This is a genomic window from Algoriphagus formosus (assembly GCF_002807035.1).
GTDB lineage: Bacteria > Bacteroidota > Bacteroidia > Cytophagales > Cyclobacteriaceae > Algoriphagus > Algoriphagus formosus.
Genome location: NZ_NIUC01000002.1, coordinates 1,851,662 through 1,864,298 on the forward strand (window position 1 = coordinate 1,851,662; position 12,637 = coordinate 1,864,298).

Genomic DNA, 12,637 nt, shown 5'->3' on the forward strand with positions numbered 1-12,637 from the left:
AATTTTAAGTTTGTTCTAATTCTTAAAATGGATTATTTGTCCATTTTTGAATATAAAATTATGCGATTTACTCTTTTCTGCTTTTTATTTCTTTTTACCATCTCAGGACTCCGCTCTCAAGTTATTCCGGATTCTTTGAAATACGCTTTTGGAAAAGCAGAAGGGACCTTGCAGGAAAGCTACATTTTGACTGGGAAAGTAATAGATAAAGAAACCGGAGAGCCTGTGGAAGGTGTTGGACTGCATTTGGATGGCTTTTATACTGGTATCAATTCTGATCGTTTTGGCACTTATTACATCACGCTTTCTCCAGGTTTTCATAGACTGACGTTTAGGCACCTATCCAAAGTTCCCGTATTCACCGAGTTGACAATCTATTCAAATGCTGTCATGAATACTTTTATGACTGAGAAAAGCTACGAGCTGGAAGGAGTAGTGGTGCAGTCTGATGAGCCGGATCGAAATGTCAGAAACCCTATCACGGGTGTTACAAAACTGACAACTCGTGAATTACGGGCGATTCCAGCCTTTCTGGGCGAGGCAGATATTTTTAAAGGTCTCCAGCTCCTTCCGGGAGTCAGTTCGGTAGGAGAGGGTACCTCAGGAATCAATGTGCGAGGGGCCAAAACAGATCAAAATCTCCTGCTGATGGACGAGGCGATCGTTTTAAGCTCCAATCATGCCCTAGGCTTTTTATCTGCTTTCAATGCCGATGTCACAGAGACTTTTACTCTTTATAAGGGAAACCTTCCGGCAACTTTTGGAGGTCGGGCAGGTTCGGCCTTGAATATTGAAATGAAGCCCGGTTCTACAGAAAGTTGGCAAGGTCAAATCGGAGTAGGAACGTCCAATGGAAAGGTTCTTCTGGAAGGACCGATCAAAAAAGATAAAGTAGGATTGATATTCGGAGGTAGGATTTCCAATGCCAATTGGCTGCTACGAAGAGCAAGGGACTTTGATATTCAAAATTCCCAACTTGACTTTTATGACGGCTATCTAGGACTTAATTGGAAAATAGCTCAAGGACACAATTTGGAGGCGAAAACCCTATTAACGGGTGATTATTTTAAGTTTTCAGACGAGTTTGGCTATGATTGGTCCAACCGAGTAAGCAGTTTGAATTATCGTGGGGTTTTAGGAGAAAATTGGTCGATTAAGGCATTGTTTGCAGATGGTGATTTTTCCAATTCCTTTTTCGATCCGGAGGGTCTCGATGCGGCATCGGTAGAAAATGGCATGCGCTATCAGCAGGCAAAAGCAACACTGACTTGGGCCAATGAAAAGCTTGCGATAAATTCAGGAGTGGAGGCGGTTTACTATCAAGGCAAGGATGAGCGAAGAAGTCCTTTTTCAGCTGAATCCAATGTGCTCGAAGAAAAAATTGGGAAAGAGCGTGGCTTGGAAGTCGGCCTTTTCTCGAGTTTGGAATGGGATATCTCAGAGAAGACGGGTTTGGTAGGAGGGCTTCGCTTTGTGCAGTACAATCAACTCGGTCCAGATACGGTCTATCAATACAACGAAATAGGGCCGATTGCTACTGAGCAAATTGTAGGACAGGAGGTTTTTGAGGGTGGTTCTATCCAAACTTATTCCGGTCTGGAGCCAAGAATCTCCATTCGTCATAACTTAGATCAAAATGCCTCTCTGAAAGGCAGCTATGCGCGGCTGTATCAGTATATCCAATCTATCAGCAATACCTTCGGGCCTACTCCGATTGATCTTTGGCAACTTAGCACCCGATACATCCCTCCACAGCGATCGGATAATTTTTCCTTGGGATTTTTTAGAAATAGCAAGGATAACAAATGGGAGTTTTCGCTCGACGGATTCTATAGAATCACTCAAAATCAAATCGAATACCGGGATTTTGCTCAGGTCTTTCTCAATCCTCACATGGAGACCGAAGTCGTAATAGGTGAAGGAAGGGCTTACGGAGCGGAGTTTTTGATCAAAAAAAATCTGGGAGTTGTCACTGGCTGGCTTGCCTACACTTATTCTCGGTCTTTCTTCAGAAGTCAGGGCCAGTTTGAGGAAACCCAAATCAATGGTGGGGATTGGTTTCCTAGCAACTATGATAAACCACATGAGGTCAATTTCATTCTCAGTCGAAAAATGTACCCAAGAGGTCTTTTTAACTTGAGTATCAACTATGCCACCGGAAGGCCAGTCAGTGCGGTGAATGCCAGCTATGTCGTCAATTCATTGATTATCCCAGAGTATAGCGAGCGAAATCAATATCGTATCCCTGATTACTTTCGGGTGGATGTTTCCTACACGGTGGAGAAGGTGTTTTCTAAAAAAGGAGACAGTTTGAATTTCAGTATTTACAATCTTTTTGGAAGGAGAAATGCCTATTCGGTTTTTTGGCAAAAGGATGGGGATAGTAGGCAGTTGAGGCCATACCGTTTGGCGGTATTAGGGTCTATTTTCCCTTCGATTACGTATAGTATTCAATTTGGAGGAGGTGAAAATGAGTAGGTTGAAATTATATATTGGAGTTTTTGTTACCCTGGTTCTCTTTAATTCCTGTGTGGATCAGATTGATTTTCCGCTTAATCGGGGAGTAGAGAAGTTGATTGTCTTCGGGCAGTTGAATAATCTAGATGAGGATAAATTTGTAATGCTCTCGGAGACCACTTCTGCAGATCGCGAACCACTCTTTTCAGGTCAATATTTAGTCCTTAATGATTTGCCAAGACCTGTGACAACTGCCAATGTTTTTGTGGTCAATACCCAAAATGAACGCTTTTCGCTCAATCAGGTGGAGCCTGGGAAATACATGCTTCCAAGATCAGTTCAGATTCGGGAAGATGTAGGCTACTTTGTCGAGATTCAGATAGAAGGAAAAACATACCGATCCGAACCTGAGCAAATGCCTGCTGCTGTTGGTACTGATGAGGTAAGCTATGAGTTCAGCCGGGGTGTTTTCGATAATGACCCGGATCGGGCGTTTATTTCGATCATCTCAGACGTGACTTTGCCTGATTCTGATAATCCCTATTACTTAAGATGGGATGTCGATGAAGCTTATTACTGGAACCTAACTTTCTTCCCAAATCCTTTCAACAGAGCCCCGCCGGACTGTTACGTTTTTGGCTTTCCGGATCCGGAGCGGCTACCGCTGTTTAGTGGCGAAAGTGTAAGAGCGGGAGTAAATTCCTCTTCGCAATTGCTCGCCCAGCGAATCGTCGATGAATCTTTCCTCAGCAGGCATTATTTCAATGTCAGACAGGTTAGTATTTCGAGGGATGCATTTCGGTATTGGAGTCGAGTAAAAGATCTGGTCAACAATACCGGGTCAGTATTTGATATTCCGCCTGCTCCAGTGCGAGGCAATGTTCGGAATAGTGCCAATCCAGACGAGGTGGTTTTGGGCTATTTTGAGGTGGCCAGGATTTCGCAAGAGCGAATCTACACCACCCGGGCAGATGTTCCTTTCTTCATTTCAGAAGTCTGTACTTATTCCCCAGAAAGACCCATCACGGATTATCCTGTGACTTGTCTTCGCTGCAGTGAATTTCCCAATAGCACCAATGATACACCGCATTGGTGGTTTGATCAGTGAGTTATCCTGCCGATCGAGTAATTATTGAGACTTTGATCGGAGGAATTTGTATTTTCAGGGAAAATCAAACCCATATACCTATGCAAAAGAAACTTTCAGGCTTGTTGTTACTCTTTTTCCTTTTCGGAGCTTTCACAGTTCAAGCCCAGCAATTTCGTGCCCTTGTTTTTAGCAAGACAGCAGGATTTCGTCATCAATCCATTCCCAATGGAGTAGTTGCCTTGAAAAAAATGGCTGAAGACCAGGTTTTTTCAATTCATACCACGGAAGACGCTAATTATTTTACCGATAAAAATTTGGAGCGATTTGATGTAATTATATTGCTCAGCACCACTGGTACTATTTTCAATGAGGAGCAGAAAGCAGCCTTTCAGCGATTTGTGAGAAGTGGAAAAGGAGTAGTGGGAATCCATGCTGCTACCGATACTGAGTATGAGTGGCCTTGGTACAATCAATTGATAGGCGCGTATTTCTTAGCTCATCCCAAGCAGCAAACATTACGACTGGAAGTGGTGGATTCGGATCATCCGGCTACTTGGCATCTTCCCAAAAACTGGCTTTGGACGGATGAACTCTATGAATTCCGTGATATCAATCCAAATATTAAGGTTTTGCTCAATGCTGACGAATCAACATACCAACCTGCGAAGGCTATGGGCGAAAATCACCCAATGGCTTGGTATCATGAGTTTGATGGAGGCAGAGTGTTTTATACCGCTTTAGGTCATGTGGATGCGGCCTTTGAGGATGCTGATTTTCTCAAGCACCTCTATGGAGGAATTTGGTATGCTGCTACGGGACAGCCTTTCAAATAAGGAAATTGTTGTTTTTGGAACTTATCAGCAGCAAATCGGTTTAACCCAAATAAAACCAGAAATACCATGCTAAAAGCTCAAGCTAAGCCTGTCCACCTCTATATGGAGGCTAATCCCAACCCTAATTCTTTAAAGTTTGTGGCCAACTTTATGTTGGTGGATGATGGGGTGAGTTTTGACTATCCTAGCCAAGAAAGTGCAGAAAATAGCCCTTTGGCCCAGGAGTTATTTAATTTTGCTTCAGTCGAGCGGGTATTTGTAGCTTCCAATTTTGTGACAGTCACCAAGTCGGAATCGGTAGAATGGGCAGAAATCCAGACTATCATTCGAGACCATATCAAATCCTATTTAGAAGCCGGCAAAAAGGTGGTGAATGCCAAATTCGACAAGGATCCCTTATTCGATGAAAATGATTCTGAGATCGTCAAAAAAATCAAAGGAATCCTGGATGAATATATCCGTCCTGCCGTAGAGCAAGATGGGGGAGCAATCGTCTTTCATTCATTCCAAGATGGTGTGGTGAAAGTTTTGCTTCAGGGCTCCTGCTCTGGCTGCCCATCAAGTACCGTGACGCTTAAGGCAGGAATCCAAAACCTTTTGACCCGAATGCTACCCGAAGTCAAGGAGGTAGAAGCAGAAGGCATCTGATCGAAAATGGATGAAACTTCGCCAGTGGATTTGGTTTTTATTGGGAGTCTTGGCTCTGCTGATCAGAGGTCTAGCTAGTAATTTTCCAGTTCAAACCGACCAGATTTATTCAAGAGGTTTATTTCCGTTTATTCGGATTACATTTGATTACACGCTGGGAAAACTTCCATTTCCCAGCATTTTTTTATTTATAGGGCTTATTCTTTTGCTGATCTTCCTGTTTTTTCGAGGGTTTTACCGAAAGAAGGGTTTAAAGCAAAGACTTTCATTTTCCATCCGGTCTATTCTCAATTTTGCTGGAGGGCTGGTCTTTTTCTTCATGGTATTATGGGGCTTCAATTATCAGCGGACTCCTGTGTCCCAGCAGCTAGGCCTTTCGGCAAAGCCTTTGGAACTGCATGAAATGAAAGCAGAAATTGAGGAGAATTATCGCGAGCTGCTCCTGCTTCGGCAGCAGTTGAAATCTGATACCTTGCCGATTGTGCCAGAGCTAGCTTATCAAGAATTGGAATCCGAAGTCCGTGACATTCTGGAGGATCAATTGCCATCCTTGGGCTTATCGTTTTTGGGAAAGCCGCGCACTAAGCTTTTTCCACCTCCGGGGCTGATGCGAAGACTCGGGATTTTGGGGATCTATTTTCCCTTTGTGGGAGAAAGCTACATCGATCCGACACTACATCCGCTTGAAAAGCCATTTACCATCGCTCATGAGATGGCACATAGCTTTGGAGTTACGGATGAAGGGGAAGCCAATTTTGTCGCTTGGGTGGTAGGTAGCCAGTCCAAAAATCCTCTGCTGGGATACTCAGCTTCTTTGCGATTATTTCTCTACCAGGTGCGAGATTATTATCGAATGGCTCCTGAGGAATATATGTCATGGATACAAGACTTGGATAGGGGAGTACTGAACGATATCCAGTCAATTCAGGAACGAGCCGCACAGTATCCACCTTTTTCCTTGGAGATCAGCCGAAAAACCAATGACCTTTTTCTTAAATCGCAGGGTGTAAAAAGTGGTGTGTTGAGTTATCAAGAGCTACCCATGCTGGTGAAGGCCTGGAAGGAGAAAGGATTTAACAAATAACTTTTTAATTAATGTTCTTTTATTTTTAGTTTGATTTTCTTTCTTTTGGCCTAAATCTATTAGTTATGAAGTATATTTTAGCTCTTTCCTGTTTTGTTTTGTCTTTAGAATTATGTGCTCAGATTCGAGTCGAGTCCGAACGAGACCGGGAAGGAAATGTAGTCTTGACAGCCATCAATTCAAGTATGTCCCAGTATACCATTCAGGTAGAATTCCCAGTACTGCAAAATTTACGGGTAATGGGGGGAACTAATCTAGTGGCTGTCTCCAACCCTGGACAAACGCGGATAGGGACACTCAAGCCCATAAATGAAAATCAAAGCAGTAATTATTCCTACAGCTTCACCTATGTGAAAGGAAGCATCTATGGAAAGTCTAAAGTAGATCCAATTTATCTGATTCCTGTGGCTGAGGGTACTGAGGTGCTGGGTATGATGATGACTCACTTGGAGAACACGATTCGTCCAGATGCAAAAAACGATATGTATGTCGGCGTTTCATTTCGATTTGATAATGAAACAGAAATAGTAGCTCCGCGAAAAGGCATCGTCGTAGAGATGGAAATGGACCGAGAAGAAGGAAAAGAAAATTTGGCGTTTGATCGAGGAGAGAATTACATCGAAATCCTTCATCCTGATGGTACGATTTCAAAAATCATGGTTCTAAAGGGGAATTCTCAAAAGGTAGAATTGGGAGAAGAGGTGGTTCCAGGGCAGGTTTTAGCTATTTCGGGCGGAGAAAATTATGAAAACGGAAGACATGTTCGGATGACTGTGACCAAAGTAGAAAAGGACTCCAAGGGAAAACTTACTAATACCATCATTCCAGTAGATTATTTCACGGGTGCAGAGAATAAAAAAATAAGTAAAGCACAAAAAATTGTGGTTTCACACCCGAGTGAAATCGTAGCGCTAGAATTGAGTAAGAAGGAACAAAAGGCCTTGGGACTTAACTAATTTTCCTGATCCTTTTTTTTCGATTCCCAATCCATACCCCCAAAATCACAGCAGCTATTCCTACATAATGCCCCCATAGCAAAACCTCTCCATCCCATACTCCCCAAAGAATAGCGACGATCGGAATGAGGTAAGTGACTGAGCTGGCAAAGACTGGGCTTGCTGTTTTGACTAGCATATTGAAAAGGATAAGTGCTAGCGCTGTCCCGAGGATTCCTAAGAGTGCCACATAGCCTAAGGCCTGCCAAGCTCCCGGTACGGAGACGAGCTTGTATGAAAATTGGGTGCCTGCCATCAGATAAATCAAGGCTACAGGCAGGACCATTAGAAGTGAAATTGCTGTGATTTCGATCGGTTTAAGCTCTACGAACCGGAATTTGATAATGTTCAGGTTGAAACCATAGCAGGTGCAGGCCAGAATGACGAAGAAAGCGTAGGCATTAATGTCCGAAAGTGCTCCAAAACCACCGCCCTCTCTTACCGTCACCAAAATCAACACGCCCAAAAAGGCGATTAAAAGGCCAAGAGCATTTCTTCGGGTGATTTTTGAACTGAAAAATAATGCTCCCACCAAAACGACAAATAAAGGCGTAAGTGCATTCAGCACCCCGGTAAGTGAACTGCTGAGTTGGGTTTGGGCTTTTGCAAAAAGAAAGGCAGGGATAAAACTTCCCACTAAGCCAACGATGATGAGGTTTTGAACCTGGACACTTTTCAGAAAGCGGACCCGAGGAAGGGAAAGCGGAAGTAGAAAAGTGGCCGCAGCGACAATTCGAAAGGCTCCGAGTTCTCCCGGTGAGAAGATTTCCAATCCCCGCTTGATCAAAATAAAGGAACTTCCCCAGACTAATGCCAGAATGATCAGGTAAATCCAGTTTCTTACCGAGCTCTCAGTGGGCTGATTGGACATAGGTGTTAGATTACGGGTTGGTGCCGCAAATGAAGCAATTCTGAACTAAAAATGTTTGGGAAAATTTTCAAATGGGAATTAAAGACTAGCAACCAGCTTTAGAAAACGTAATCTGCATAGACTTCTTCCACTTGCTCTAGGATAGCAGTTACTTCTTCGTAGGTATCTGCGGTGACCATATCCGTTCGATAAGGTTTGAAGTTTGGCATACCGCGGAAGTAGTTGGTGTAGTGTCTTCTCATTTCTAGGATTCCAAGCTTTTCACCTTTCCATTTGATAGAAAAATCCAGATGCTCTTTGGCTATCCTCAGTCGCTCTGCCAAGTCTGGTGCGGGAAGCTTTTCACCGGTAGCTAAGTAATGTTTGATCTCATTGAAAATCCATGGGTAGCCTATCGAAGCTCTTCCGATCATCATTCCATCGACATTATACTTAGATTTATATTCAGCAGCTTTTTCCGGGGAATCGATATCTCCATTGCCAAAGACAGGAATATGTAATCTCGGATTTTCTTTCACCTTATTCAGGTAAGACCAGTCGGCTTCACCTTTATACATTTGTTGCCTAGTACGGGCATGAATACTGATAGCCTGAATGCCTACATCTTGGAGTCTTTCCGCAACTTCGACGATTCGGATTGTGTCATGGCTCCAGCCTAGGCGTGTTTTCACAGTGACGGGAATATTTACCGCTTTGACAATCTCCTCAGTCATGGAGACCATCTTATCAATATCCAATAGAATTCCTGCACCGGCACCTTTACAAGCCACTTTGTGCACAGGGCATCCATAGTTGATATCCAAAATATCCGGACCGGCAGCCTCAGCAATAGCAGCAGCTTCACGCATGGATTCGATTTCATTTCCGAAAATCTGAATGCCAATAGGTCGCTCATATTCGAAAATATCCAGCTTTTGGACACTTTTTGCTGCATCACGGATCAGTCCTTCCGAGCTAATAAACTCCGTATACATGAGGTCTGCGCCGTTTTTTTTGCAAACAGCCCGAAATGGCGGATCACTCACATCCTCCATGGGTGCCAACAAAAGCGGGAATTCTCCGAGTTCTAAGTTTCCTATCTTTACCACTGCTTATTCTAAATTTGGCGTAAATTTACGTCCAATATGGAGATTTACGAAACCACACGAGAAATAGCGCAACGAAAAAACTGGCTTTTGTCTCTGGTAGTCATAGTTTTAATCACTTTCGGGGTACTTATTGTTTTGCAGGGCATCGCACTTTTTGTTGCCTTGTTTCTATTTGGGATCGATCTGGATTCAGTGGTAAAGTTGATGTCGGGTGACACAAATATCCCAAATGGCCGAATGGCTTTATATTTTATTCAAGGTGTAGGATCAGGAATCGGTTTTCTGGTTGCAGCATTTATCGTGGCCAAAGGCATAGATCATGCTGACTTAGGCTGGAAGCGACAGCTACAGCGCTTAAGTTCTTCCAAGCTCTTCCTCACTTTGCTCATCACCTTGGGGGGAATGTTTTTCAATGCCCTGCTTGTTTACCTGAATGCCCAACTGGAACTCCCGGGTTTTCTTTCTGAGCTAGAAGCTTGGATGAAAGAGATGGAAGATCAGCTGATGGAAATGACCATGTTTCTGACTGATTTTCAGTCTGTGTCGGAGCTGTTGGTTGGCCTTCTGGTGATTGGAGTTTTGGCAGGCTTGGGAGAGGAAGTGTTCTTTAGAGGGGTCGTTCAGCCAAAGATGCACCTCTACACAGGGTCCTACCATTGGGGTATTTGGATTACAGCCTTTATTTTCTCAGCTATCCACATGCAGTTTTATGGGTTTTTGCCAAGGATGTTTTTAGGAGCGCTCTTTGGCTACCTGTATGTCTATTCTGGGAGTTTGATTTATCCGATCGTTGCTCACATTTTGAATAACTCCATCACAGTTTTACTGATTTACTTTGCAAAGCAAGGAATGGTCGATTTTGACATCGAATCCACCGAAACCGTGTCTTATCCTTTAGCTTTGCTGGGATTATTGGTAGTTTCGGCAGGAATCTATTACTTTAATAAAACTAAGCTGCTACCACATGAAGGATTGGATCAAAATCTTTGAAAGTCCACAGCAAATCCGGGCCGAAATAGTCAAAGGCATTTTGGAGGAGAATGAAATCCCTGCCGTGGTGCTTAGTAAAAAAGAAACAGCGTATCAGGTTCTGGGCTACTATGAAGTTTTGGTCAAAACTCAAGATGCGCTGAAAGCCACTAATCTCGTGAATAATGAGATCTCGTTTTAATATAAATAATTACAGTAATCTCGGTCAGCGTGCCATTACGGCACTACTGGGAGCAATCATTGTGATTACAGGGATTATTTTTTCTGACTGGACTTATTTTCTGGTTTTTGCTTGCATTCTGGGCTTTGCACAGATGGAGTTTTACAAGCTTTGCGGATTGGATGGGATGTTGCCTTTGAAAAGCTTTGGTACTTTTTTGGGACTGCTGATTTACACGCTCACTTTTATGATCGAAAAAGAGCAGCTGCCCAATGAATATCTATACCTGATTTTCCCGATCATTTCATTGACCTTCTTTATCAAGCTATATAAAAAGACTGATAAGAAGCCATTTACCGGGGTGGCCTTTACCTACCTAGGAATTTTCTATGTAGCGGTCCCATTTTCCCTTCTGAATTTGGCTGTCTTTTCGATTGAGAAAGTTTATAATTTCGAAATCATTTTAGGTTGTCTTCTGATTCTCTGGGCAAGTGATACAGGAGCGTATTTTGCTGGCACCAAATTTGGCAAAACGAAGCTTTTTGAGCGAGTTTCGCCCAAAAAATCCTGGGAAGGTTTCCTGGGAGGGGCGTTTTCTGCCATTGCTATTGCCTTCTTATTGGCTCGATATTTTCAGACTATTCAAGATTGGAAATGGCTGGTGATTGCGGGAATAATTATCATTGCCGGGACCTATGGAGATTTGATCGAATCGCTCTTCAAGCGATCAATTGAGATCAAGGATTCTGGCCGTGTGCTACCGGGTCATGGTGGATTTATGGACCGTTTTGATGGCTTATTACTTTCCGCGCCATTTATCACAGCTTTTTTGAAAATCTTCTAATGTATTCGAAGACCTAATCTGAAAAACTACTTAATATTGTATCGCATTTCACCATAACAAAAACCCAATATGGCTTACATAGAACCGGCTCCGATTAAGGACAAAGAAAATCCTTTGGAGTCAATGATGGAGAGATTTAACATCGCTGCCGAAAAACTCGGACTTTCTGATGAAGTTTACAATGTTTTAAAGAACCCTGCCAAGCAGGTCATTGTCTCCATACCAATTACAATGGACAATGGAAAAATCGAAGTATTTGAAGGGATTCGAGTGATTCATTCGAATATCCTAGGCCCTGCAAAAGGGGGGATTCGATTTGCTCCGGATGTGCACCTGGACGAAGTTCGGGCACTAGCGGCATGGATGACTTGGAAGTGTGCAGTGGTAGATATTCCTTATGGTGGAGGTAAAGGTGGCGTACGCTGCAATCCACGTGAGATGTCCAAAGGAGAAATCGAACGATTGATGCGAGGCTACACCTTGGCTATGCTTGATGTATTCGGACCCGACAAAGATATCCCAGCTCCCGACATGGGTACAGGGCCACGTGAAATGGCCTGGCTGATGGACGAGTACTCCAAAGCTCACGGTACTACTGTCAACGCTGTAGTAACAGGAAAGCCACTTGTTCTTGGTGGTTCTCTCGGAAGAACTGAGGCCACTGGTCGTGGTGTCATGGTTTCGGCTTTAGCGGCCATGCAAAAGCTAAAAATCAATCCTTTTCAAGCTACTTGTGCTGTGCAGGGATTTGGAAATGTGGGTTCTTGGGCAGCTCGTTTGCTCGAGGAGCGCGGATTGAAAATTGTAGCAATTTCCGATCATACCGGTGCTTTTTATGATGAAAACGGGATTGATATCGTAAAGGCGATCGAGTTTCGTGATAATAATGGTGGTCATCTGGAAGGCTTCAAAGATGCCGATAGAATGGATGACCCGATGGATCTACTTACGCTTGATGTAGATGTACTGGTTCCTGCTGCGGTAGAGGATGTGATTACGGCTAAGAATGTAGATAAAATCAAAGCCAAGTTAATCGTAGAGGGGGCTAATGGTCCTACTTCCGCCAAGGCTGATGCTATTATCAATGAGAAAGGTATCATGGCTGTGCCCGATATCTTGGCAAATGCGGGTGGCGTGACCGTTTCTTACTTCGAGTGGGTTCAAAACCGTCTTGGATATAAGTGGACAGCAGACCGTGTCAATAGACGTTCCGATCGGATTATGAAAGATGCTTTCGAGCATGTCTACCAAGCTTCTAAAAAATATGATGTGCCTATGCGGATCGCTGCTTACATCGTAGCGATAGACAAGGTGGCACAGACTTACACCTATCGAGGTGGATTCTAAGTATCTATTTATTTTAGCTAGATAGGAAATGGGGTGGGTCTTGACTTACCCCATTTTCTTTTTACAAAATACTATTTAAAATCGCCCGTTTGGATTAAAAAGATCAAGGAATTGGTAAAGGAATCCTTATTCTCCACCTTGCCTTTTCGAGGTCAATCCCTAATTTTGCTCAAGTCCAAAAATGAGTGTTTTATAACTGTTTTATCCTAAAACTCTATTTTGGCTTTTAA

12 protein-coding genes are annotated in these 12,637 nt (G+C 43.3%); 10 read left to right on the forward strand and 2 right to left on the reverse strand.

Annotated elements, in window-relative coordinates:
- The first annotated feature begins 60 nt into the window (after positions 1-60).
- The 6 genes from CDH51_RS14270 to CDH51_RS14295 all read left to right on the forward strand — a co-directional run bounded on the left by CDH51_RS14270 (position 61) and on the right by CDH51_RS14295 (position 7,068).
- Positions 61-2,478 carry a TonB-dependent receptor gene (locus CDH51_RS14270; RefSeq protein ID WP_198514309.1) on the forward strand — a complete coding sequence of 806 codons (2,418 nt, stop codon included), beginning with the start codon at positions 61-63 and terminating at the stop codon, positions 2,476-2,478.
- Positions 2,471-3,565 carry a DUF4249 domain-containing protein gene (locus tag CDH51_RS14275; protein WP_100629172.1) on the forward strand — a complete coding sequence of 365 codons (1,095 nt, stop codon included), beginning with the start codon at positions 2,471-2,473 and terminating at the stop codon, positions 3,563-3,565. The genes CDH51_RS14270 and CDH51_RS14275 overlap by 8 nt, the downstream gene beginning before the upstream one ends.
- Positions 3,566-3,645: 80 nt before the next feature.
- On the forward strand, positions 3,646-4,380 hold the full coding sequence (locus tag CDH51_RS14280; protein WP_100629458.1) for a ThuA domain-containing protein: 735 nt from the start codon (positions 3,646-3,648) through the stop codon (positions 4,378-4,380).
- 66 nt (positions 4,381-4,446) lie between these two features.
- Positions 4,447-5,028, forward strand: coding sequence for a NifU family protein (locus CDH51_RS14285; protein ID WP_024283664.1), 582 nt, complete (start codon positions 4,447-4,449; stop codon positions 5,026-5,028).
- A gap of 10 nt (positions 5,029-5,038) precedes the next feature.
- Positions 5,039-6,112, forward strand: a complete 1,074-nt coding sequence (locus tag CDH51_RS14290) for a DUF3810 domain-containing protein (protein ID WP_100629173.1) — start codon at positions 5,039-5,041, stop codon at positions 6,110-6,112.
- A 65-nt stretch (positions 6,113-6,177) separates the two neighbouring features.
- Positions 6,178-7,068, forward strand: coding sequence for a M23 family metallopeptidase (locus tag CDH51_RS14295; RefSeq protein WP_100629174.1), 891 nt, complete (start codon positions 6,178-6,180; stop codon positions 7,066-7,068).
- Here the strand turns inward: CDH51_RS14295 and CDH51_RS14300 are convergent.
- Entirely contained in the window at positions 7,061-7,978 is a 918-nt protein-coding gene (locus CDH51_RS14300) for a DMT family transporter (RefSeq protein ID WP_100629175.1), read from the reverse strand. The two genes, CDH51_RS14295 and CDH51_RS14300, sit on opposite strands and share 8 nt — an antisense overlap.
- A 98-nt stretch (positions 7,979-8,076) precedes the next feature.
- Positions 8,077-9,066, reverse strand: coding sequence for a tRNA dihydrouridine synthase DusB (gene dusB / locus CDH51_RS14305; RefSeq protein WP_100629176.1), 990 nt, complete (start codon positions 9,064-9,066; stop codon positions 8,077-8,079).
- 36 nt (positions 9,067-9,102) lie between these two features.
- On the opposite strand from dusB, the gene CDH51_RS14310 reads away from it, so the two are divergent.
- The 4 genes from CDH51_RS14310 (at position 9,103) to CDH51_RS14325 (ending at position 12,407) form a co-directional block, all read left to right on the forward strand.
- Positions 9,103-10,056 carry a CPBP family intramembrane glutamic endopeptidase gene (locus CDH51_RS14310; protein WP_100629177.1) on the forward strand — a complete coding sequence of 318 codons (954 nt, stop codon included), beginning with the start codon at positions 9,103-9,105 and terminating at the stop codon, positions 10,054-10,056.
- Entirely contained in the window at positions 10,031-10,237 is a 207-nt protein-coding gene (locus tag CDH51_RS14315; RefSeq protein ID WP_026947698.1) for a putative signal transducing protein, read from the forward strand. Before CDH51_RS14310 ends, CDH51_RS14315 begins: the two co-directional genes overlap by 26 nt.
- A complete protein-coding gene (locus tag CDH51_RS14320; RefSeq protein WP_100629178.1) occupies positions 10,221-11,060 on the forward strand; it encodes a phosphatidate cytidylyltransferase in 840 nt (279 codons plus the stop codon). Before CDH51_RS14315 ends, CDH51_RS14320 begins: the two co-directional genes overlap by 17 nt.
- A gap of 69 nt (positions 11,061-11,129) precedes the next feature.
- A complete protein-coding gene (locus CDH51_RS14325) occupies positions 11,130-12,407 on the forward strand; it encodes a Glu/Leu/Phe/Val family dehydrogenase (RefSeq protein WP_100629179.1) in 1,278 nt (425 codons plus the stop codon).
- Positions 12,408-12,637 lie beyond the last annotated feature (230 nt).

What these genes read in the sequence shown, in the direction of transcription:
- CDH51_RS14315 (WP_026947698.1), top strand. Translation starts at nt 10,031, where the DNA reads ATGAAGGATTGGATCAAAATCTTTGAAAGTCCACAGCAAATCCGGGCC.
- CDH51_RS14280 (WP_100629458.1), top strand. Translation starts at nt 3,646, where the DNA reads ATGCAAAAGAAACTTTCAGGCTTGTTGTTACTCTTTTTCCTTTTCGGA.
- CDH51_RS14320 (WP_100629178.1), top strand. Translation starts at nt 10,221, where the DNA reads ATGAGATCTCGTTTTAATATAAATAATTACAGTAATCTCGGTCAGCGT.
- CDH51_RS14270 (WP_198514309.1), top strand. Translation starts at nt 61, where the DNA reads ATGCGATTTACTCTTTTCTGCTTTTTATTTCTTTTTACCATCTCAGGA.
- CDH51_RS14275 (WP_100629172.1), top strand. Translation starts at nt 2,471, where the DNA reads ATGAGTAGGTTGAAATTATATATTGGAGTTTTTGTTACCCTGGTTCTC.
- CDH51_RS14310 (WP_100629177.1), top strand. Translation starts at nt 9,103, where the DNA reads ATGGAGATTTACGAAACCACACGAGAAATAGCGCAACGAAAAAACTGG.
- CDH51_RS14325 (WP_100629179.1), top strand. Translation starts at nt 11,130, where the DNA reads ATGGCTTACATAGAACCGGCTCCGATTAAGGACAAAGAAAATCCTTTG.
- CDH51_RS14295 (WP_100629174.1), top strand. Translation starts at nt 6,178, where the DNA reads ATGAAGTATATTTTAGCTCTTTCCTGTTTTGTTTTGTCTTTAGAATTA.
- CDH51_RS14300 (WP_100629175.1), bottom strand. Translation starts at nt 7,978, where the DNA reads ATGTCCAATCAGCCCACTGAGAGCTCGGTAAGAAACTGGATTTACCTG.
- CDH51_RS14290 (WP_100629173.1), top strand. Translation starts at nt 5,039, where the DNA reads ATGAAACTTCGCCAGTGGATTTGGTTTTTATTGGGAGTCTTGGCTCTG.
- CDH51_RS14285 (WP_024283664.1), top strand. Translation starts at nt 4,447, where the DNA reads ATGCTAAAAGCTCAAGCTAAGCCTGTCCACCTCTATATGGAGGCTAAT.